Source organism: Peribacillus sp. BM1, from assembly GCF_056679975.1.
The window spans coordinates 1,399,708-1,421,899 of record NZ_CM155259.1 but is presented as its reverse complement, the minus strand read 5'-3'; the positions used below and the strand labels follow the sequence as shown (position 1 = coordinate 1,421,899).

Annotated in this window: 18 protein-coding genes, 2 rRNA genes and 1 riboswitch; of the genes, 1 reads left to right on the top strand and 19 read right to left on the bottom strand. The window is 42.0% G+C overall.

Annotation, left to right across the window (positions count from 1 at the left end):
* Nucleotides 1–23: 23 nt before the first annotated feature.
* The 4 genes from pcrB to AC1MGI_RS06915 all read right to left on the bottom strand — a co-directional run bounded on the left by pcrB (nt 24) and on the right by AC1MGI_RS06915 (nt 4,196).
* A complete protein-coding gene (gene pcrB / locus AC1MGI_RS06930) occupies nt 24–707 on the bottom strand; it encodes a heptaprenylglyceryl phosphate synthase (protein ID WP_480349723.1) in 684 nt (227 codons plus the stop codon).
* A gap of 292 nt (nt 708–999) precedes the next feature.
* Nucleotides 1,000–1,308 (bottom strand): YerC/YecD family TrpR-related protein, encoded by a 309-nt coding sequence (locus tag AC1MGI_RS06925; protein WP_049679714.1) that lies wholly within the window; start codon nt 1,306–1,308, stop codon nt 1,000–1,002.
* Nucleotides 1,309–1,319: 11 nt separating this feature from the next.
* Nucleotides 1,320–2,390, bottom strand: a complete 1,071-nt coding sequence (locus tag AC1MGI_RS06920) for a DUF3048 domain-containing protein (RefSeq protein WP_480349046.1) — start codon at nt 2,388–2,390, stop codon at nt 1,320–1,322.
* 63 nt (nt 2,391–2,453) lie between these two features.
* Nucleotides 2,454–4,196, bottom strand: coding sequence for an adenine deaminase C-terminal domain-containing protein (locus AC1MGI_RS06915; RefSeq protein ID WP_480349045.1), 1,743 nt, complete (start codon nt 4,194–4,196; stop codon nt 2,454–2,456).
* Between the two features lie 172 nt (nt 4,197–4,368).
* Between AC1MGI_RS06915 and AC1MGI_RS06910 the strand changes: the two genes are divergently transcribed.
* A complete protein-coding gene (locus AC1MGI_RS06910; protein WP_480349044.1) occupies nt 4,369–4,680 on the top strand; it encodes a YgaP family membrane protein in 312 nt (103 codons plus the stop codon).
* A 134-nt stretch (nt 4,681–4,814) separates the two neighbouring features.
* Here AC1MGI_RS06910 and purD read toward each other — a convergent pair whose 3' ends face one another.
* From purD to AC1MGI_RS06835, 15 genes are all read right to left on the bottom strand, one after another.
* Nucleotides 4,815–6,083, bottom strand: coding sequence for a phosphoribosylamine--glycine ligase (gene purD / locus AC1MGI_RS06905; RefSeq protein ID WP_480349043.1), 1,269 nt, complete (start codon nt 6,081–6,083; stop codon nt 4,815–4,817).
* A gap of 52 nt (nt 6,084–6,135) precedes the next feature.
* Entirely contained in the window at nt 6,136–7,671 is a 1,536-nt protein-coding gene (gene purH, locus AC1MGI_RS06900) for a bifunctional phosphoribosylaminoimidazolecarboxamide formyltransferase/IMP cyclohydrolase (protein WP_480349042.1), read from the bottom strand.
* Nucleotides 7,672–7,981: 310 nt separating this feature from the next.
* Nucleotides 7,982–8,569: a phosphoribosylglycinamide formyltransferase gene (gene purN, locus AC1MGI_RS06895; protein WP_480349041.1), complete on the bottom strand. Its 588-nt coding sequence runs from the start codon at nt 8,567–8,569 to the stop codon at nt 7,982–7,984.
* Nucleotides 8,566–9,600 carry a phosphoribosylformylglycinamidine cyclo-ligase gene (purM, locus tag AC1MGI_RS06890; protein ID WP_480349039.1) on the bottom strand — a complete coding sequence of 345 codons (1,035 nt, stop codon included), beginning with the start codon at nt 9,598–9,600 and terminating at the stop codon, nt 8,566–8,568. The genes purN and purM overlap by 4 nt, the downstream gene beginning before the upstream one ends.
* Nucleotides 9,601–9,619: 19 nt before the next feature.
* A complete protein-coding gene (gene purF, locus AC1MGI_RS06885) occupies nt 9,620–11,032 on the bottom strand; it encodes an amidophosphoribosyltransferase (RefSeq protein WP_480349037.1) in 1,413 nt (470 codons plus the stop codon).
* The gene (gene purL / locus AC1MGI_RS06880; RefSeq protein WP_480349036.1) at nt 11,017–13,239 is read right to left on the bottom strand and encodes a phosphoribosylformylglycinamidine synthase subunit PurL; all 2,223 of its coding nucleotides are present in this window, start codon (nt 13,237–13,239) and stop codon (nt 11,017–11,019) included. The genes purF and purL overlap by 16 nt, the downstream gene beginning before the upstream one ends.
* A complete protein-coding gene (purQ, locus tag AC1MGI_RS06875; RefSeq protein WP_480349034.1) occupies nt 13,223–13,909 on the bottom strand; it encodes a phosphoribosylformylglycinamidine synthase subunit PurQ in 687 nt (228 codons plus the stop codon). Before purQ ends, purL begins: the two co-directional genes overlap by 17 nt.
* Nucleotides 13,906–14,160, bottom strand: coding sequence for a phosphoribosylformylglycinamidine synthase subunit PurS (gene purS / locus AC1MGI_RS06870; RefSeq protein ID WP_480349033.1), 255 nt, complete (start codon nt 14,158–14,160; stop codon nt 13,906–13,908). Before purS ends, purQ begins: the two co-directional genes overlap by 4 nt.
* On the bottom strand, nt 14,153–14,872 hold the full coding sequence (purC, locus tag AC1MGI_RS06865; RefSeq protein WP_480349032.1) for a phosphoribosylaminoimidazolesuccinocarboxamide synthase: 720 nt from the start codon (nt 14,870–14,872) through the stop codon (nt 14,153–14,155). Before purC ends, purS begins: the two co-directional genes overlap by 8 nt.
* A gap of 87 nt (nt 14,873–14,959) precedes the next feature.
* The gene (gene purB / locus AC1MGI_RS06860) at nt 14,960–16,252 is read right to left on the bottom strand and encodes an adenylosuccinate lyase (protein WP_480349031.1); all 1,293 of its coding nucleotides are present in this window, start codon (nt 16,250–16,252) and stop codon (nt 14,960–14,962) included.
* Between the two features lie 24 nt (nt 16,253–16,276).
* Entirely contained in the window at nt 16,277–17,410 is a 1,134-nt protein-coding gene (gene purK, locus AC1MGI_RS06855) for a 5-(carboxyamino)imidazole ribonucleotide synthase (protein WP_480349030.1), read from the bottom strand.
* Nucleotides 17,394–17,858, bottom strand: a complete 465-nt coding sequence (gene purE, locus AC1MGI_RS06850; protein ID WP_454215968.1) for a 5-(carboxyamino)imidazole ribonucleotide mutase — start codon at nt 17,856–17,858, stop codon at nt 17,394–17,396. Before purE ends, purK begins: the two co-directional genes overlap by 17 nt.
* 162 nt (nt 17,859–18,020) lie before the next feature.
* Nucleotides 18,021–18,123, bottom strand: a riboswitch (purine riboswitch).
* Between the two features lie 76 nt (nt 18,124–18,199).
* Entirely contained in the window at nt 18,200–18,436 is a 237-nt protein-coding gene (locus tag AC1MGI_RS06845; protein ID WP_480349029.1) for an NETI motif-containing protein, read from the bottom strand.
* Nucleotides 18,437–19,039: 603 nt separating this feature from the next.
* Nucleotides 19,040–19,155: ribosomal RNA gene (rrf, locus tag AC1MGI_RS06840) — 5S ribosomal RNA — on the bottom strand.
* Nucleotides 19,156–19,221: 66 nt separating this feature from the next.
* Nucleotides 19,222–22,157 (bottom strand): 23S ribosomal RNA (locus AC1MGI_RS06835).
* Nucleotides 22,158–22,192: the final 35 nt, after the last annotated feature.

Genomic DNA, 22,192 nt, shown 5'->3' with positions numbered 1-22,192 from the left:
CTGTCTCTATTTAAAAGAGTCATCTATTTCACTGCTGCAACTGTCTCAAGTGCCGCCTTTAAATTGTCATAGATACTATTCCCCACTACGATAACATCAGCAAACTCTGCCATTTCTTTTGCTTGAGCTGCCGTTTCAATTCCTCCGCCATAAAAGAAAACAGTCTCTTCTAAGTTTTGTTTCGCTTTCTTCACAACTTTTGGATCGCCGTACATTCCACTATATTCTAAATAGAAAATCGGCAGATGAAACATTTTCTCGGCCATCATGGCATATGCAGCAATGTCATCTTCATCAAGATTCGTATCCGCATCTGTCAGTTGAGCTGCTTTACAATCTGGATTGACAATACAGTACCCTTCCACAAGCATCTCAGACCAATCCATGATTTCACCATATTCCTTTACAGCCTGCTGATGTAATCTCATCATCCATTTTGAATCTTTGCTGTTTAGAACACTTGGAATGAAATACAAATCAAACCCGGGAGTAACTGTTTCAACAGATGACACCTCAAGAACACAAGGAACCGTGTAACGACGAACTCTTGCCATCAAATCTAACACATTTTCAAGCGTAACACCGTCTGTTCCCCCAATTAGAATAGCATCAGTACCCGACTCACAAATGCTTTCTAAATCTATATCCTTTATCTCTTTATTAGGATCTAACTTAAACACATGCTTCCACTTTCGAAAATCGTACATCATATATCCTCCATTAAAATTTCTCATAGCACCATTATAGCATTAAGATTTTTGATAAAAAAAGATTTATAAGAAACGATAGCCTGGATTAAAAATATGAGCAGGAAAGAAGGTTTCATGGTCCAGAAAAAGCACCTCAAAATAACCAATCCCACCCTTTAGATACACCAAAATTCATTATAAAAGATAGTTCGCTTCAAAAGTCAAAATCAGAAAAAACAAATAAAAAAGCCAAGGAAAAATTCCCCTGACTCTTTCTTAAGACATAACAACATTCATCGAACTAATTTGCTTATTCTTCTTCTACTGGCTCTTTCTTAATTCGGTCCAATGCCATTGTATAAGCATCATTCCCATAATTTAAGCATCGTTTCACACGCGATATCGTCGCTGTACTTGCACCTGTATCGGTTTCAATTCGATGATACGTTTTACCTTCTTGGAGCATGCGTGCTACTTCAAGACGCTGTGATAGTGATTGTATTTCATTAACTGTACACAAGTCGTCAAAAAAACGATAGCATTCTTCGAGATCTTTCAGTGATAATACGGCTTCGAAAAGCTGATCCAGACCTTTTCCCCTTAATTTATCAATTTGCATAGTTTTGCCCCCTAGTTTTCTTGAGCACCAAGATGGACAAGCTGGCTTATCCCTGGCTTATCCGGCAAAACATTTACCCATGTTTTGCCTGGTACGAAACCAATTTCTTTTCCATTTTCCACTGGAACAATTCGGCCTTCTCTATTTTCCCATTGAACTTCATGCCATTTGCCTTTTTGCACTAAATACGCCTTACCACCTGCTTCAAAATCAATATCGCGTCTTCCAACACTATCTATGACCTTATGGGGTGCTTCTATAATAAAGATATTATCTATCTTAATCGGCGTTTCATCAATGTATTCAATCGTTTGTTGATTATTAGAATATCTAGAATACGTTTCTGAGTCTTCATCATACGAAAATTCTACATCAAATGAGGATGATCCATAAGAAATCTGAACAAAAGAAGCAGGTTCACCTTGTAATAGTTCTATTTCAGATTTCTTCAAAAATGTAAAGGCTTTAGGCTTTTCTGTCAAATCATATGAATTCTGCTGGGCACCTTTTTCAATGTTTTCAAAAGAAATATAGGAATTATGAGGGGCTTTCCGTTCACTCGAACGTTGAAAAAGCGTTCCATCATATTGTAATCCATTCAAATGATCAATATATCCTTGATCAAGCATCTCTTTAGCATCCGGGCTATTCCCGTGACATACATAGACACAATCTAACCCTTTCGCTAATTTAATAAAGTAATCACGAGCGCTGCGGACCGGTCCAACTTCTTTTGGCATTTCACTTTGAAAAACCGCTAAAAAACGTGTTACTTCTGCTTCCGCATACATTTCATAGATAATATCTGCTTTCGAAAGGCCTGTTTGCGGCCGTGCCTTTGGGTGATTATTAACCATTACAGCAATCGCCCTATGTTCTGTATCATCATTCGTTGCCATTCCCGTTAATGGGTAAAAATTTGAAAACTCTTCACTATCAACTGGATCTTGAGTAGTTTCATCTTGTTCGACAATTTCACTCGAAGAATTGTCGGTTGGTCGTTCATCCTTGGCTACCTTTTTTATACAGCCACCCATCAATAACAAAACAGCAAGCAGAATAAGCAGTAAACTCCTTTTCATTCCTGCACACTCCCTACCTGTTTCCATGTTACGCCCTTAATTTTAAAAGTCTTCTTTTACATTTTAACGCATTATTGTAGGAAAGAGAACTGTTTTATTCATAATATCATACATTCCCGTTGGGGTTACACGGATATACGGAAGATGTGTAGATGAGAAAAATAACAATGTGTATATTGGATCTAAAAATACATATCCTCTTTCTTGAAGCAGTTGTTTCAATTCCTTTTCCTCTTTAATTAGCTCTGGCATTGATTTTTCAGAAATCAGTCCTTTTAATGCTAAGCGCATTTCAAAAATGATTTTCCCTTGCTCAGCAATTACAATCCCGCCGCCAATTTCCTTCATTCTCTGAAAAGCAAGAAGCATATCTTCTTTTCTTTTTCCAATTAGAACTATGTCTCCCGTATTTGAGTACGTGCTTGCAAACCCGCATAATTGATTGGCAAAGCCTTTAACCATCGTATTAATTCTCCACTCTCCACCACGGTCAATCATTACAAAATAACATTCATCATGCTCGAATGACAGATTTCCATCAGAGTAATCTGATGTAATCGAGTATGGTTTCGTAATCACATCATTGACCATTTCAAAACCGAATGGCATCGAGAACTCTAAATCATTACTATCCAATTCCCACTCTAACTGTAACTCTCCGAATCCATATTCACCCCAATGAACAACAGACGAATCTTCAAGCTCCACCCCGTCACGCTTCACCCATTTTCCTTTCGCTAGAACAGAAACAGGTGCTGGTTCTGTCTCACATTGAAGGAAATTAATATTAGCGACTCTGCCCGTTGCAATATTTCCATGTAAGTACTCAATATTATAATAGCGGGCAACATTAATCGTAGCCATATTATATGCATCTATAATCGGAACGCCCTGTTCAATTGCGATTTTAATCATCGTATCGATGAAACCCCTTTCGTAAAATGACGGCGATGAACCATCCGTCGTAAAGAAGAAATGGTCGTATTGATCGATCCCAAGCTCATGAATTTCTTTCAATATATTTTCTAAGTCCGGTCGGATCGAAGAATTTCTCAAAGAAACCGTATACCCTTGCATCAATCGAGACAACACTTCTTTTCCTGTCATGGCTTCATGATCACAATCGGCCCCAAATAACATCATTTTCGCTAACGTTTTTTCCGATGCACCGGGGAAATGGCCTTCGATTTGTTTTCTCATTCGCTTTGCTTCTTGGATCCAATGAAGCATCATATCATCTCCAGCAAGCAGCCTGGGCCATGCAGTCAGCTCCCCACCTTGCAATACGGCATCATGCTCGAGCCACGCCTTTACATCACCATGAGTAAAAATTGTTTCTTCATTCCGTAGTTCAGTTTGCCCATCAAACCTACACCACCAGTACATACTAGCTGGGATATTTCGTAATTCCTTCAATAAAGAAAACGCTTTCTTTTTTTCTAATTGCAAAAAAAGCATTAGGTTATCATTAATCAATGTCGTTGTTCCAAAATACGATGCATAACGAGCTAAAGTCTGGGGATTATATAATTGAAATGGATGCGAATGTGGCTCAATATAACCTGGAACTAAAAAGCTGCCTTGGCAGTCAACAATTTCGCAATGATCTAATTTGTCAGGTATTTTGTCCCCCACATAGACGATGCGATCATCATAAATCCAAATATTTGCTTTTATCCACTTTCGCACTGACTGATTTAAATACGTTGCATTTTGTAGAAGTATATGTGGAGCTCTGTTTCCGTCTAGTACATCGACATGCTCGCGTATATGTTTATTCTTCCATCGATAACGTTGCTCTAACAAGAGAACCCCTCCATTTTTTTAGATTTAACTACTATATTTATATTGAAAAGTCATGTAAAGAACCAAAATAAGTAATATTCACCCATTTTTATTAATCCTAACACATTTAACGAGTTAATACATTAAAGTTACGTTAAATAGTGTGAATATTTCGTGAAGGAGATTATCTATTATGAAAGTCCAAGCAAATATCGGCATTCCAAACGCATTACTCAGAATAACTTGTGGTTTTACTTTTTTAGCATGGTCGATTTCAAAAATGGCCAGAAAACCGTGGAAAGGATCTTATTTAGTTATAGCCATGTGTTCTGGTATGAAAATTGGGGAAGGAATTCTTCGCTTTTGTCCCTTTGTTGCCCTTTATGAAAAGTGTCAAGGGAGATTAAGCGGGAACCATAACATCATAAAAAAAGGAGAACATTTATTAACTCAAATGGGGATGGGGAATGATCTTATCTCAGATGATGAAAATACAGAAACTTAAAAAAGGTATCCAATGAAGGTCAGAAAGGGTCAGACCCCGCAGCAACCAAATTCAGATAAGTGTATAAAACACTACATACTGATTTAAAGTGCGAGATCAGACCCTTATGACGTTCTAAATCATTGGAGGACCCTCTATTTGGCCACTAAAATGGCGCGATGGCCAATGTCTTTTCTCCAAAATAAATCTTGGTTAGGAATCTTTTCTAACTCTTTGTAAACCTTTGCTTGTGCACTAAGAAGATCGGTTCCCTTTGCGGCCACAAGCAGTACTCGACCGCCATTTGTCGTATAGTCACCGTTATCATTCTTGGCAGTACCTGCGTGATAAATGTCAACATCCTCACTTAATTCCCCTAGACCATGTATCGGTGCTCCTTTGACATATTCGCTAGGGTAACCAGCTGCTGCGACAACTACCCCGATTACAGATTCATCGTCCCATTCAAGCTCATAGTCCTTCCCGTTTAAAACAGCAAGAAGCGTATCAACAAAATCATTCTTTAGTCTTGGCAGGACAACTTGAGTTTCTGGATCACCGAAACGTGCATTGAACTCAATCACTTTTGTTCCTTTATTCGTAGCAATTAAACCTGCATATAAAATGCCTGTAAAAGAGCGACCCTCAGCAACAAGTGCTGCCGCTGCTGGTTTTACAATTTGATCGACTGCCGCAGCAACCACGCTTTCTGGAATTTGAGGAACAGGCGAATACGCACCCATTCCACCTGTATTCGGACCAGTATCACCATCATAAGCCCGCTTATGATCTTGAGCGATAACCATCGGGTAAACCTTCTCTCCATTTACAAATGCCATTAGCGAAAATTCCTCACCTTCAAGGAATTCCTCCATGACAACTCGCGCTGAAGCTTCACCAAATTTCTCATCAACAAGCATTCCATGTAATGCTTCCAGTGCCTCTTCCATCGTGTGGGCAACGACTACACCTTTCCCAGCAGCAAGTCCATCTGCTTTTATTACAATTGGAACACCGATTTCAGCTAAATACGTTTTTGCTGACTCGATATCTGTAAATGTTTCATATGCAGCAGTAGGAATTTCATATTTTTTCATTAAATCTTTTGCAAAGGTTTTACTACCTTCAATTATAGCTGCTTGTTTATCAGGCCCGAATACCTGTAGACCAGCTGCTTTAAATTCATCGACAATTCCATTAACCAAAGGTATTTCGGCTCCAATAATGGTTAAGGTAACATTCTGATCTTTAGCAAAAGCAATCAGTTCCTTATGATTATTTTCATCAATTTGAACGAGTTCCGCCACATCCTCCATGCCTGGATTACCTGGAGCCGCGAATACTTGATGAACCTGCTTACTTTCGGATAGTTTCTTTGCTAATGCATGCTCACGTCCACCCTTGCCAATCACTAACACGTTCATGGAATCACCTCTTCCTAATATTAAAAACCATTAGCCTATTGAACCCAAAAACTTAGTGTTTAAAATGACGAACGCCTGTAAACACCATTGTAATGCCGTATTCATCTGCCTTTTTAATCGAATCCTCATCACGTACAGACCCACCAGGTTGAATAATAGCTGTGATACCAGCAATAGCCGCCGCTTCAACAGTGTCATCCATTGGAAAAAATGCATCAGAAGCAAGAGCCGCACCTTTTGCTTTTTCACCAGCCTGTTCTAAAGCAATATTAGCTGCCCCTACGCGGTTCATCTGTCCAGCACCGATACCGTACGTCATCTGTTCGCCACTTACGACAATTGCATTAGATTTCACGTGCTTCACGATTTTCCAGCCTAGTTTCATTGCTGCCCACTCATCTTCAGATGGTTGGCGTTTCGTTGGGATTGTTATAGTTGCATGGTCTAACCCATAAGTATCCAAATCTTGAACGAGTAATCCCCCTTGAATGGATGTAGTTTTTCGTTCAGATTTTTGCTTGCCATCGAAAGCTACAGTTAACAGACGGATATTCTTTTTCGCAGTTAAAATCTCTAGTGCTTTCTCGGAAAAGTGAGGAGCTATAATGATTTCAAGGAAAATTTCACGGAGCATTTCAGCTGTTTCCTGGTCTACTTCACGATTTAAAGCAATAATTCCACCAAAAATGGACGTAGAATCTGCTTCATACGCTTTCTTAAACGCTTCAGCAACCGAATTACCAACCCCAACTCCACATGGATTCATATGCTTAACAGCAACAGCTGCTGGCTCTTCAAATTCATTGACGATCTGTAAAGCGGCATCAGCATCATTAATATTGTTGTATGACAGTTCTTTACCGTGCAATTGTTTGGCATACGCCACAGAAAAAGTAGAACCTAATGGTTTTTGATAAAATGCAGCTTGTTGATGAGGGTTTTCACCATATCGAAGTGATTGTTTTAATGTATATGTGAGTGTTAAGCTTTCAGGATTTTCTTCCTCAGCAAGCTTTGTCATGTACTCGGATATAACAGCATCATAGGCAGCTGTATGGCGGAATACCTTCGCAGCAAGTTTTCGTTTCTTTGCAGCTGATACGTCACCATTTTCAATAAGCTCGGTAAGTACGGATTCATAGTCTGTTGGGTCCACAACGACTGTCACAAATTCATGATTTTTCGCAGCTGAACGAAGCATAGTAGGACCACCAATATCAATGTTCTCAATCGCATCTTCAGGCGTCACATCAGGTTTCGCGATCGTCTGCTGGAACAGATACAAATTGACACAAACTAGATCAATTGGTTGAATTTGATATTCTTCTAATTGTGCTTGATGTGCGACATCATTCCTTCTTGCCAATAATCCACCGTGAACATTTGGATGCAACGTTTTAACCCTGCCATCCAAAATTTCAGGAAAATCTGTTACATCACTAATCCCAATCACGTCAATTCCATTTTCAACAAGCGTCTTCTTCGTACCCCCAGTAGACACGATTTCAAAGCCTGCCTCTTTAAGACCAATTGCAAATTCTACGATACCTGTTTTATCTGAAACACTGATTAATGCACGTTTTGCCATAATGAATCCTCCTCGTTAGAAAAGCGCAAGCGCCTATTGAATGAACTTTGACTAAAACCCGCCAGGTGTCCTGTTTCGAACGTCGAAGTCAGCACATCCAGTGCGAACCCGACAAGCATAAGACAAGCAAGCTGTTGGATACTCTTCTCTCTATCAGATTGCTTGGCTTATGACTTCGAAGTGTTAATCTACTTGCGCTAGACACACAAACTTGTTGAAAAACCATAGACTTTCTAATCTTAAAAGCGCAAGCTAACCGTTCAACTTCCACTAAATTAAATCGTTCATAAAAAACTTCATTGTTCAAAAATTAATGAGAAGAAATTGATTTCTCCTTCATAAACAGCTGTTGAAGCACTTCTGGATAGGCGATGTGCTCGGCCTGCTGAATTCGTTCTTGTAAACGATCTCTCGTATCATTTTCCAGAATCTCAATTTCCTTTTGGGCAATAATTGGACCTGTATCCATCCCTGCATCCACATAATGAATCGAAAGGCCAGTTACCTTCACCCCTGCATCAAACGCTTGACCAATTGCATCAATACCTGGAAAAGCTGGCAATAAAGAAGGATGGATGTTCACGATTGCTTCAGGATATTCTTGTAAAAGTGTTGGTCCGATCAATCGCATATATCCTGCTAAGACAATGAATTCAACATCCTGTGATTTAAGCTGCTTCACGATTTCCTGTTCAAACGCAGCTTTGTCATGGAAAGACTTTGGAGAAAAGCAAAAGCTAGCAATCTTCTCTTTTTCGGCTCTTTGTAAAACATAAGCGGACTCTTGATCACAGACAAGCAAACGAATATCTGCTTCGAGCGTGCCTGCCTTAACCGCATCCACGATTGCTTGAAAGTTACTCCCGCTCCCCGATGCAAATACTGCTATTTTTTTCATGATTCACTCGCAATACTTACACCAGGTTGATTCACGACTGCACCAATTTGATACGCCACTTCGCCACGTTTTTCAAAAAAGGCTAGAAGCTCGGAAGCCTTTTCCTGCTCGACGACAAGAGCCATGCCGATGCCCATATTAAAAATATTGTACATATCCTCACGACTAATTTTTCCTTTTTCTTCAAGAAGGGTGAAGATCGGCGGAATCTCCCAAGATCCTGACTTTATCTCGATTCCTAAATTTTCAGGCATCATTCTCGGTAAATTCTCAATAAATCCACCGCCAGTTATATGAGCCATCCCTTTAATTTCAAACTCACTCAACGCCGCTAAAATTGGCTTCACATAAATTTTAGTCGGCTTTAAAAGTTCTTCTCCTAGTTCGCAGTCCAGCTCTGGAATAAATGCATTTACATCCATTTTCGCGTCATCTAATAAAACTTTACGTACAAGCGAATAGCCATTGCTATGAATGCCACTTGACGCTAATCCGATTATACAATCGCCTTGGTTGATTTTCTGGCCGGTAATCAGGTTCGTCTTTTCACATGCTCCTACTGTAAAGCCAGCTAAATCATATTCTTCTTCACTATACATGCCAGGCATTTCAGCCGTCTCGCCACCGATTAATGCACAACCTGCTTGCTCACAGCCTTCTGCAATCCCTTTTACAATACTCTCAATTTTCTCAGGTTCAGCTTTTCCACAAGCGATATAGTCTAAAAAGTAAAGCGGCTCAGCTCCTTGAACAACGATATCGTTCACACACATGGCCACACAGTCAATCCCAATGCTATCATGCTTATTCATCATCATCGCAAGCAATAGCTTCGTTCCTACTCCATCCGTTCCTGAGACAAGGACAGGCTCGCGTAAATTCAATTGAGATAAATCAAACATGCCGCCAAAACCGCCCAGCCCACTTAATACTCCTGGACGCATCGTTTTTTGAACATGCTTTTTCATGCGTGATACCGCTTCATAACCCGCTTCAATATCGACTCCCGCCGCTTTATACGCATTCGACATGGTCATCATCCTCCTTCATTCAACTTATTACGGTTGTTGACTGCTCATTGGCATATATTTCTGTCGGATAATTTCCAGTAAAGCAAGCGAGGCATTGACCTCGGTTCTCACCTTCAAACGGTCTTCCAATCGCTTCAACCATTCCTTCAACACTTAAAAATGTAAGCGAATCTGCTCCGATGATTTCACGAATTTCTTCAACTGAATTTTCAGAGGCAATTAACTCCTCACGACTTGATGTATCAATCCCATAGAAACAAGGATTCTTAATTGGAGGCGAACTAATTAGGACATGTACTTCCTTTGCACCAGCTTCCTTAAGCATCGTGACAATCCGCTTACATGTAGTTCCACGCACGATTGAATCGTCAACCATTACAACCCTTTTCCCATCTACAACACCGCGTACTGCAGATAGCTTCATTCTCACACCTTGTTCTCTTAGAGATTGAGATGGTTGAATAAAAGTACGGCCTACATATCTATTTTTAATTAGACCCATTTCATAAGGAATGCCACTTGCCTCTGCATACCCTATAGCAACAGAATTACCTGAATCTGGAACACCTGTTACAACGTCGGCCTCAATTAGTTTTTCTACTGCTAGCTGCTTACCAAGATTCTTCCGTGCTGTATGAACATTGATTCCACTAATATTACTGTCTGGACGGGAAAAATAAATATATTCCATCGTACACATTGCGCGCTGTGAAGACATGACAAAACGTTCGCTTTTAATCCCTTCATCGTTGATGACAAGGAGCTCACCTGGTTCAATATCACGGATAAATTCCGCACCGACAATATCAAAGGCACATGTTTCAGATGCTATAACGTAAGCACCGCCCAAGATCCCAAGAGATAAGGGTCTAAGTCCGTTCGGGTCTAGAGCAACGAGCATTTCTGTTTCCGTCATAATCAAGAAAGCATAAGCACCTTTTAACGAGCTTAATCCATTCGTAACACGACTCTTCAAATCTGAAAAACCGCCCTTACGAATCAAATGTGCTAATACTTCTGTATCAGAGGTGCTATGAAAGATGCTTCCTTGTGCTTCAAGCTGCGCCTTCAATTGATTGGCATTCACAATGTTGCCATTGTGGGCTAGTGCCATGGCTTCACTTTGGAAATTGAATAAAAATGGTTGGACGTTTTCATAACCGCCTCCACCTGCCGTTGTATATCTGACATGGCCGATTGCAGCATTTCCGGATAAATTCTTCATTTTCTCGGCAGTAAACACTTCCGTGACCAATCCTTCACCCTTCATTCCTGTCAGCTTTCCGTCCTTAGCTAGAACCATTCCCGCAGCTTCTTGACCACGGTGTTGCAGGCTATGCAAACCATAGTAGGTGATTTGCGCGGCATCTGGGTGTCCCCAAATGCCAAACACACCACATTCTTCATTCAATCCCTTTAATTCAGCAAGCATGGGATCGCCCCTCTCCAAGCAGCTTCTAATTCTTGAACACTTGCATCTATTACTAGACCTTCCTGCTTGCGGGAAATGGTCAATACTCCATTATTGTTTACTTCACCAATGCAATAAGCATCTTGAACCGTTCTTTCAAATGCTTCGCGATTTTCAGGAGATACGGATACTACAAATCGGGACTGTGTTTCACTAAATAACGCCGTAACTGCCTCATTCTCAACAACTACACGTGCTCCTAAATTTTCTGTACCAAAGAGTGCTTCTGCAAGAGCTACTGCTAATCCGCCTTCTGCAACATCATGTGCTGAAGCGACGTACCCGCTTTGGATCGCATTCAAGAGTTGTTTCTGGCGTTGTTGCTCGATTTCTAAATCAATGGACGGTGATTGACCATAGATTTTTCCTTCAAGCATTTTTTGCAATTCACTGCCACCGAATTCTTCTTTCGTCTCACCAATCACATAAATCAGGTCCCCTGGATTTTTAAATTCCTGGGTCGTGATATGAGCAAGATCATGTACAAGACCTACCATGCCAATAACTGGCGTTGGATAAATGGCTTCACCATTCGTTTCATTATAAAGAGAAACGTTCCCTCCAATAACAGGCGTACTTAATGTTCTACAAGCTTCACTTATTCCATCCGCTGCCTTCTCAATCTGCCAGAAAATCTCCGGCTTCTCAGGATTACCAAAGTTCAAGTTATCGGTAACTGCTAACGGTTCTGCTCCAGAACATACGATATTACGTGCCGCTTCAGCAACAGCAATTTTTCCGCCTACTTCTGGATCTAAATAAAGGTAACGAGAATTACAATCCGTTGTCATCGCAAGTGCTTTATTCGTCTCACGAATTCGGACGACTGCAGCATCGGAACCTGGAGCTACAACGGTACTTGTTCGTACCATATAATCATATTGATTGTAGACCCATTCTTTACTTGCAATTGTCGGTTGAGACAATAGACTGATCAGCGTTTCTTTGAAATTAACGACATTCGGAACTTCAATTTTCATTGCTTGAAAGTCTCTGTACAATTGAGGTTCACTTGATGGCTTATGATACACAGGAGCATCTTCAGCTAATGCATCAACCGGAACGTTCGCTACAACATTACCTTTATGAGTGAGCTTAAGAACCTTTTCTTCCGTTACCACACCAACAGCAACTGCTTCTAAATCATATTTAGAAAATAAATCAGTAATTTCCTGTTCGCGTCCTTTTTTAACGACAATCAGCATCCGCTCTTGTGATTCTGACAGCATCATTTCATAAGCAGTCATCCCAGTTTCACGTTGTGGCACAAGATCAAGGTTCATCTCAATCCCAGAACCTGCTTTAGATGCCATCTCTGCCGAAGAACTTGCAAGCCCTGCCGCTCCCATATCCTGAATCCCAACAAGGGCATCATTATGGATTAATTCAAGACATGCTTCAAGAAGCAGTTTTTCCATAAATGGATCGCCCACTTGAACAGCTGGACGATTTTCATCAGATGATTCAGTCAATTCTTCAGAAGCAAATGTCGCCCCGTGAATCCCATCGCGTCCAGTTTTCGCTCCCACGTACATGACCGTATTACCGACTCCGCGCGCTTGCCCTTTTTGAATATCTTCATGATTAATCAAACCGACACACATGGCGTTTACAAGTGGATTTCCCTCGTAGGAAGGATCAAATTGAATCTCGCCTCCCACTGTTGGAATACCAATACAGTTTCCATATCCAGCAATACCTGCAACGACTTCTTTAAATAAATATTTGACACGAGCGTTATCCAACTCACCGAAACGAAGCGAGTTCAGAATCGCAATTGGACGGGCACCCATAGAAAATACGTCACGGATAATGCCGCCGACACCTGTTGCCGCTCCTTGATAAGGCTCAATCGCAGAAGGGTGATTATGACTTTCAATTTTAAAAACAACCGCCTGACCGTCTCCAATATCAACAATCCCCGCACCTTCACCAGGTCCTTGAAGGACTTTTTCCCCAGTTACCGGGAACTTTTTTAAAACGGGCTTGGAATTTTTATACGAACAGTGCTCTGACCACATTACTGAAAATAAACCGGTTTCTGTATAATTCGGCGTACGGCCCAGGATGTTTTCTACCATCGCAAATTCTTCATCCGAAAGACCCATCTCTGCATACACTCGCTGTGATCTAATTTTTTCCGGGCTTGGTTCAAGCATTAACGACATGGTTTTCCCTCCAATTTCTTACGATTGATTGAAATAATTTTAATCCATCTGCACTTCCAAGTAATTGATCGACTGCACGCTCAGGATGTGGCATCATTCCCAAAACATTTCCACTTTCATTCGTGATTCCTGCAATCCCTTCAAGACTGCCATTCGGATTTTCACCGTCATACGTAAATACAATCTGATTGTTTTGCTTTAAAAGTTTCATGGTTTCTTCATCGCAATAGTAATTCCCTTCACCATGGGCGATCGGAATTGTAATAGTTTCACCTATTTCATAGCCACTCGTAAACATTGTTTTATTATTCTCAACTACTAGCTGAGTTGGTTTACAAATAAACGCTAACTCCCGATTTCTTCTCATCGCACCTGGCAGTAGCCCTGCTTCGAGTAAGATTTGAAATCCGTTGCATACACCTAATACAGGTACTCCTTCGTTCGCCGCTTTCACCACTTCACCCATCACGTTAGAAAAACGAGCTATGGCGCCAGTACGAAGGTAATCGCCATATGAAAATCCTCCAGGCAATAAGATGCCATCAAAACCAGATAGGCTGTCTGCTGTATGGGGCACATATTCTACTTCTTCACCCAATTCATCCTTAATTGCATGAAACATATCAATATCACAGTTGGAGCCTGGAAACACAATTACAGCGAACTTCACAGTGCGACAACCTCCTCAACTTCATAACGGTAATCTTCAATAACGGTATTCGCTAACAGACGCTCGCACATTTCTTTAACTAGAGCATCGATATCCTGATTGTTTTTTTCAATTGTCAGTTCCATATATTTGCCGATTCTCACATCTGATACCGTATCGTACGACATGCTGTGTAAGGAAGATTTAACGGCTGTTCCTTGTGGATCTAAGACACTTTCTCTTAACGTGATATATACCTTTACTTTATACATGCTTGTAACCTCCAAGTTTTGAATAGATTTTTTCATAGGCATCTACTAAATTTCCTAAATCGCGGCGGAATACATCCTTATCGAGCTTTTCTTCCGTTTCAACGTCCCATAATCGGCACGTATCTGGAGATATTTCATCCGCCAACAAGATTTCACCATCTGCAAGCTTTCCAAATTCTAGCTTAAAATCAATTAAACGAACTCCAATTTCACTAAAAAAGCTTGATAAAGTTGCATTCACATCTAAAGCTTTTTGTTTCAAAATCCTAACTTCCTCTTCAGATGCTAGCATTAATTCTTTAATATGGTCCTCTGTTAACAATGGATCACCGAGCTTATCATCTTTGTAATAAAATTCAATAAGTGTCTGCTTCAATAGCTGCCCTTCAGGCAATCCAAGGCGCTTAGATAAGTTGCCTGCTACTACATTGCGTACAACAACTTCAAGTGGAATAATAGAAACCCTTTTTACAAGCTGCTCTGTGTCAGAAATTTGCTTAATAAAGTGAGAAGTAATTCCAGCTTCATGAAGCTTTAAAAATAGCAAACTAGTAATTCCATTATTAAGTACACCCTTACCGGCAATTTCTGCTTTCTTTTCACCATTGAAGGCTGTTGCTGAATCTTTATATACTACCCAGACAACTTCTGGATTCTCTGTCGCATAAATTCTCTTAGCCTTTCCTTCATAAAGCAATTCTCGCTTTTCCATCTATGAGGCCCCCATAATAAAGAATATTGGCACTTTTTAAGATACATGTAGGATTTGCTGCCAGTAAATAACCGGCAGCGTTCCTAATTACAGACCCAAACGATCAAAAATCATATCAACTTGCTTCAAGTGATGATGATAATCGAAGCAATCATCTAATTCTTCCTTTGTCAGCAAGCTTGTAATCTTGTCATCCTGTTCAAGCAGGCTACGGAAAGGAACTTGCTTCTCCCAAGCCTCCATCGCTTTTGGTTGAACCGTATCATATGCCTCTTCACGTACAAGACCTTTATCAATTAATGTAAGCAATACGCGCTGTGAATAAATTAAACCAAGCGTACGATCCATATTGCGCTTCATATTTTCCGGGTATACCGTTAAATTCTTCACAATATTCCCGAAGCGATTTAACATATAATTCAGTGCAATCGTTGCATCAGGTAGAATAATTCTTTCCGCTGATGAATGAGAGATGTCACGCTCATGCCATAATGGAACATTCTCATACGCGGTCATCATATATCCACGAATAACACGTGCAAGTCCTGTCATATTTTCAGAGCCAATTGGGTTTCGTTTATGCGGCATAGCGGATGAACCCTTTTGCCCTTTTGCAAAAAATTCTTCCACTTCGCGTGTTTCACTTTTTTGCAATCCGCGAATTTCAACTGCGAATTTTTCAATGCTTGTCGCAATCAATGCAAGGGTACTTAGATAATGAGCATGGCGGTCCCTTTGAAGCGTTTGTGTAGAAATCGGAGCCGCTTCAAGCCCTAACTTTTCACAAACGTATTTTTCAACGAATGGATCGATATTGGCAAATGTCCCAACCGCTCCCGACATTTTCCCAACCTCAATGCCTTTTATCGCTTCTTTAAAACGCTCTAGGTTACGCTTCATTTCTTCATGCCATAACGCTAATTTCAAGCCAAATGTTGTCGGCTCTGCATGTACTCCATGCGTACGTCCCATCATGACCGTATATTTATTTTCCTGAGCTTTACTTTTTAAAATATCTACAAATCGCTCTAAGTCAGCTAGCAAAATTTTGTTTGCTTGTTTCAAGATATAGGATAGGGCAGTATCAACAACATCTGTTGATGTCAATCCGTAATGAACCCATTTCCTTTCCTCACCTAACGTTTCTGAAACCGCTCTTGTAAAAGCAACGACATCATGACGCGTCTCCTCTTCGATTTCCTTAATACGATTAATATCAAAAGACGCATTTTCCCGAAGCAGTGCGACATCTTCCTTAGGTATGGCACCCAGTTCAGACCATGCTTCACAAGCAAGAATCTCAACCTCAAGCCAAGCTTTAAATCGGTTTTCTTCCGTCCAAACCGCTCCCATTTCAGGGCGTGTATAACGTTCAATCATCGCATTGCCTCCGTTTTCTGCTTATTACTTACTCCAAATTCCACTATGGTTAATCTCATCTAGCGCTTGCTCGACTGAATTTCGCAAAACATTTACATGACCCATTTTTCGTTTCGGACTAGCTTCTTTCTTTCCGTATAGATGAATCTTCCAATCTGCTAACTCTGGAATCGCATCAAGGACATCTTCTAAATGCTCACCAAGGATATTTACCATCACCACAGGCTTTAACAAATTTGTCTTCCCTAATGGCCAATTGCAGACAGCTCGGATATGTTGCTCAAATTGTGAAGTAAGGCATGCCTCCATCGTATAATGGCCAGAATTATGAGGTCTTGGCGCCAACTCGTTTACGATAATCTCATCCTCATCAGTTAAAAACATCTCTACCGCAAGCGTACCAACAAGATTTAGGTTTTCAGCTAGCTGTAAAGCCAGCTGCATGGCTCTCTGTGAAGCTTTCTCACTTATTCTTGCTGGAACAATACTCTTGTGCAAAATATTCTCTTTATGAATATTTTCCGCGACAGGAAAATACTCGATCTCACCACTTGACTTCCTAGTAATAATCACAGAAATTTCTTTTGCAAAAGGCACCCATTTCTCTACTACACAAATCCCACTTTCTAAAAGACTGCCTGCGCTAGCAACATCAGACTCTTCACGTAGAACAAGCTGCCCTTTACCATCATAGCCGCCACGCGCTGTTTTTAACACACACGGATAGTCCAAAATTTTGATTGCACTATACACATCGCTCAAGCTCTCTGCTACACCATACGGGGCTACTGGGACACCTGCTTTGGATATCGCCGCTTTCTCTGTTACGCGGTCCTGAGTAATTTTTAACAGCTCCGCTCCTTGTGGCAGATAACTATTCTCTTTCAACCACGCTAAAGCTTCAAAACTCACATTCTCGAATTCATAAGTGATAACATCGCTCACTTCAGAAAGCTTTTTTATCGAATCTAAATCATCATAAGCACCATTTATTTCAATATCCGCAACTTGCCCGCATGGACAATCTTTTGTCGGATCCAAAACCGCTATACGGAACCCCATTGCTTTTGCAGATAAAGCCATCATTCTTCCCAACTGGCCGCCACCAATAATCCCGATTGTTTGTCCTGGTAAAATTACTTTATTTAAGCTGTTCACTGCTACTTAGCACCTTTTCCTTTGTTTCGTTTCGAATGGCTTCTAATTTGTCTGCAATTCCAGCGTCACTGCTGCCGAGTATTTGAGCAGCCAACAGGCCAGCGTTAACAGCTCCAGCTTTCCCGATAGCTACCGTAGCGACCGGTACTCCCCCAGGCATCTGTACGATAGAAAGCAGTGAATCCATTCCGTTTAACGCCTTCGTTTGTACGGGAACTCCAATAACAGGCAATGTGGTTTTGGCTGCTGTCATACCAGGTAAATGAGCAGCTCCACCGGCTCCGGCTATAATGACTTTAATGCCTCTTTCTCGTGCACTCTCTGCGTAATCAAACAATAAGTCGGGTGTACGATGTGCAGAAACTACCCGTTTCTCATATGGAATATTTATTTGATCTAACGCTTCACAAGCATGTTTCATCGTTTCCCAATCAGAAACACTTCCCATTATTACACCAACCTGTGCTTTCACTGTCTTCCCCCCAAACTTGTATTAGAAGCTTTACTATTTATAAAATGAAAAACCGGGCAGCCCTTTCTACATACAAGAGAAAGGAACCTGCCCGGAATGATTAGTCCTTTCTTAAAAAAGGACATACATATCCTGAATAAAGGAATCACTTTCTCTCATAGTCCAATAATTTACGGTTATTGGGTAGATACTTTCGGGCCATATTCCCGGGAATTATATGAGAGATATTAAGTTCACTATCATCTTAACAATCGATCCACCCTACGTCAAGTCTAAAATCGAATATTACTAATAAATTATTACATAACGTTCGTGTTTCACTCGTTTAACAGTGCTTCAAAGACAATTTTCCGAGCAACAGGCTTATAAATGGTCTCTCCATTTTCCTTTTCTTCTGTAAAAATCGGTTTTTCTATCCTTTTGATTGGAGAATAACCGGCCGCTTTAATCCGTTCTAGACAAGCATCAATATTTTCTCCATCTTCTACTTCAAAAACTTCCTTCTTTTTTTTACTCACAAAACCGTTCCTTTCAAAAAGAGCTTTTCTTTTCATTTTTTAATTTCCTTTTCTAAACTATACCAAAAAGTCACTTTTTATGAAAATTTAATAAGAACCGTGTTATCGAATGTAATACTTAAAATTTTTTTTGCTAATTTTTATAGTGCGTGTTCAAAAAGAAGGAAGTAAAGAGGAGAGAAATTCATGGAACTCAAACCTCTAACTTTTCGGGTACGCAATAATACATGAGATTCAGAACCAGCACTAACCAGTCCCTGACTACATTCTTTTGATTTGGACGCATAAATTCAAGAATTAGCGTAGTAAACAAATCATTTTATCTTTTTTCTATTAAATTAAGTGGCTTTTACTGTATATGAAGTGATTCATCCAAACAAACCCTTCATAAATAAAACACTATCATAAATTTATCAGCCATTTCTCACAATATATCAGCCGTTTTTTTCATATATCAGCCGTGAGCTAAATTCTAAATCCTAAAACTACTTGCAATAGATGTGGACAGACAAATTAGAGGACCATAATTCACATAAAGTGAAACTTCAATCAGTGGAGGTTTTACTGCCCGTTAAAGCGGGGTAAATAGTTTCCTAAACAGCAAAAAAGACCAGCTAAAGTTAGCTGGTCTTTTGAATTGCTTGGCAACGTCCTACTCTCACAGGGGGAGACCCCCAACTACCATCGGCGCTAAAGAGCTTAACTTCCGTGTTCGGAATGGGAACGGGTGTGACCTCTTTGCTATCGCCACCAAACAATAAAGGAATATCATTCCTTCAAAACTAGATAATAAGAAGGTTTTTTGCTTTTTCAAGAACAATAAGGTTAAGTCCTCGATCGATTAGTATCAGTCAGCTCCACATGTCGCCACGCTTCCACCTCTGACCTATCAACCTGATCATCTTTCAGGGATCTTACTAGCTTACGCTATGGGAAATCTCATCTTGAGGGGGGCTTCATGCTTAGATGCTTTCAGCATTTATCCCGTCCGCACGTAGCTACCCAGCGATGCTCTTGGCAGAACAACTGGTACACCAGCGGTGCGTCCATCCCGGTCCTCTCGTACTAAGGACAGCTCCTCTCAAATTTCCTGCGCCCACGACGGATAGGGACCGAACTGTCTCACGACGTTCTGAACCCAGCTCGCGTACCGCTTTAATGGGCGAACAGCCCAACCCTTGGGACCGACTACAGCCCCAGGATGCGATGAGCCGACATCGAGGTGCCAAACCTCCCCGTCGATGTGGACTCTTGGGGGAGATAAGCCTGTTATCCCCGGGGTAGCTTTTATCCGTTGAGCGATGGCCCTTCCATGCGGAACCACCGGATCACTAAGCCCGACTTTCGTCCCTGCTCGACTTGTAGGTCTCGCAGTCAAGCTCCCTTGTGCCTTTACACTCTACGAATGATTTCCAACCATTCTGAGGGAACCTTTGGGCGCCTCCGTTACATTTTAGGAGGCGACCGCCCCAGTCAAACTGCCCGCCTGACACTGTCTCCCGCCCCGATAAGGGGCGCGGGTTAGAATTTCAATACAGCCAGGGTAGTATCCCACCGACGCCTCGACCGAAGCTAGCGCTCCGGCTTCACAGGCTCCTACCTATCCTGTACAAGCTGTACCAAAATTCAATATCAGGCTGCAGTAAAGCTCCACGGGGTCTTTCCGTCCTGTCGCGGGTAACCTGCATCTTCACAGGTACTATAATTTCACCGAGTCTCTCGTTGAGACAGTGCCCAGATCGTTACGCCTTTCGTGCGGGTCGGAACTTACCCGACAAGGAATTTCGCTACCTTAGGACCGTTATAGTTACGGCCGCCGTTTACTGGGGCTTCAATTCAAAGCTTCGCCTTGCGGCTAACCTCTCCTCTTAACCTTCCAGCACCGGGCAGGCGTCAGCCCCTATACTTCGCCTTGCGGCTTCGCAGAGACCTGTGTTTTTGCTAAACAGTCGCCTGGGCCTATTCACTGCGGCTTTTCCGGGCTATTCACCCTAAAAAGCACCCCTTCTCCCGAAGTTACGGGGTCATTTTGCCGAGTTCCTTAACGAGAGTTCTCTCGCACACCTTAGGATTCTCTCCTCGCCTACCTGTGTCGGTTTGCGGTACGGGCACCCTACATCTCACTAGAGGCTTTTCTTGGCAGCGTGGAATCAGGAACTTCGGTACTATATTTCCCTCGCCATCACAGCTCCGCCTTAATGGAAACGGGATTTTCCTCGTTTCCGGCCTAACTGCTTGGACGCGCATATCCAACAGCGCGCTTACCCTATCCTTCTGCGTCCCCCCATCGCTCAAACGATGTATAGGTGGTACAGGAATATCAACCTGTTGTCCATCGCCTACGCTTTTCAGCCTCGGCTTAGGTCCCGACTAACCCTGAGCGGACGAGCCTTCCTCAGGAAACCTTAGGCATTCGGTGGAAGGGATTCTCACCCTTCTTTCGCTACTCATACCGGCATTCTCACTTCTAAGCGCTCCACCAGTCCTTCCGGTCTAGCTTCAACGCCCTTAGAACGCTCTCCTACCACGGATACCATACGGTATCCATCCACAGCTTCGGTGTTACGTTTAGCCCCGGTACATTTTCGGCGCAGAGTCACTCGACCAGTGAGCTATTACGCACTCTTTAAATGATGGCTGCTTCTGAGCCAACATCCTGGTTGTCTAAGCAACTCCACATCCTTTTCCACTTAACGTAAACTTGGGGACCTTAGCTGGTGGTCTGGGCTGTTTCCCTCTTGACTACGGATCTTATCACTCGCAGTCTGACTCCCGAGAATAAGTATTTGGCATTCGGAGTTTGACTGAATTCGGTAACCCGTTGGGGGCCCCTAGTCCAATCAGTGCTCTACCTCCAATACTCTCATCTCGAGGCTAGCCCTAAAGCTATTTCGGAGAGAACCAGCTATCTCCAGGTTCGATTGGAATTTCTCCGCTACCCACACCTCATCCCCGCACTTTTCAACGTACGTGGGTTCGGGCCTCCATTCAGTGTTACCTGAACTTCACCCTGGACATGGGTAGATCACCTGGTTTCGGGTCTACGACCTCATACTCATGCGCCCTATTCAGACTCGCTTTCGCTGCGGCTCCGTCTTATCAACTTAACCTTGCATGAAATCGTAACTCGCCGGTTCATTCTACAAAAGGCACGCTATCACCCATTAACGGGCTCTAACTACTTGTAGGCACACGGTTTCAGGATCTATTTCACTCCCCTTCCGGGGTGCTTTTCACCTTTCCCTCACGGTACTGGTTCACTATCGGTCACTAGGTAGTATTTAGCCTTGGGAGATGGTCCTCCCTGCTTCCGACGGGATTTCTCGTGTCCCGCCGTACTCAGGATCCACTCAGGAGGGAACGAAGTTTCAGCTACAGGGTTTTTACCTTCTTTGACGGATCTTTCCAGATCACTTCACTTACCCCGTTCCTTTGTAACTCCATGTTGAGTGTCCTACAACCCCAAGAGGCAAGCCTCTTGGTTTGGGCTATCTTCCGTTTCGCTCGCCGCTACTCAGGAAATCGCGTTTGCTTTCTCTTCCTCCGGGTACTTAGATGTTTCAGTTCCCCGGGTCTGCCTTCAGTACCCTATGTATTCAGGTAAAGATACTGTTCCATTACGAACAGTGGGTTTCCCCATTCGGAAATCTCCGGATCAAAGCTTACTTACAGCTCCCCGAAGCATATCGGTGTTAGTCCCGTCCTTCATCGGCTCCTAGTGCCAAGGCATCCACCGTGCGCCCTTTCTAACTTAACCATATGGTGGCTGATAAACGAAAAGTTTATCAAACA

Bases quoted from the DNA above. Each gene is read 5' to 3' on its own strand.
- purB (WP_480349031.1), bottom strand. From the start codon at position 16,252: ATGATTGAACGTTATACACGCCCTGAAATGGGAGCGGTTTGGACGGAA.
- pcrB (WP_480349723.1), bottom strand. From the start codon at position 707: ATGTACGATTTTCGAAAGTGGAAGCATGTGTTTAAGTTAGATCCTAAT.
- purF (WP_480349037.1), bottom strand. From the start codon at position 11,032: ATGCTTGCTGAATTAAAGGGATTGAATGAAGAATGTGGTGTGTTTGGC.
- purD (WP_480349043.1), bottom strand. From the start codon at position 6,083: ATGAACGTGTTAGTGATTGGCAAGGGTGGACGTGAGCATGCATTAGCA.
- AC1MGI_RS06920 (WP_480349046.1), bottom strand. From the start codon at position 2,390: ATGAAAAGGAGTTTACTGCTTATTCTGCTTGCTGTTTTGTTATTGATG.
- AC1MGI_RS06910 (WP_480349044.1), top strand. From the start codon at position 4,369: ATGAAAGTCCAAGCAAATATCGGCATTCCAAACGCATTACTCAGAATA.
- purE (WP_454215968.1), bottom strand. From the start codon at position 17,858: ATGGGAAGTGTTTCTGATTGGGAAACGATGAAACATGCTTGTGAAGCG.
- purH (WP_480349042.1), bottom strand. From the start codon at position 7,671: ATGGCAAAACGTGCATTAATCAGTGTTTCAGATAAAACAGGTATCGTA.
- AC1MGI_RS06925 (WP_049679714.1), bottom strand. From the start codon at position 1,308: ATGCAAATTGATAAATTAAGGGGAAAAGGTCTGGATCAGCTTTTCGAA.
- AC1MGI_RS06845 (WP_480349029.1), bottom strand. From the start codon at position 18,436: ATGAAAAGAAAAGCTCTTTTTGAAAGGAACGGTTTTGTGAGTAAAAAA.
- purM (WP_480349039.1), bottom strand. From the start codon at position 9,600: ATGTCGAATGCGTATAAAGCGGCGGGAGTCGATATTGAAGCGGGTTAT.
- purC (WP_480349032.1), bottom strand. From the start codon at position 14,872: ATGGAAAAGCGAGAATTGCTTTATGAAGGAAAGGCTAAGAGAATTTAT.
- purN (WP_480349041.1), bottom strand. From the start codon at position 8,569: ATGAAAAAAATAGCAGTATTTGCATCGGGGAGCGGGAGTAACTTTCAA.
- purS (WP_480349033.1), bottom strand. From the start codon at position 14,160: ATGTATAAAGTAAAGGTATATATCACGTTAAGAGAAAGTGTCTTAGAT.
- purL (WP_480349036.1), bottom strand. From the start codon at position 13,239: ATGTCGTTAATGCTTGAACCAAGCCCGGAAAAAATTAGATCACAGCGA.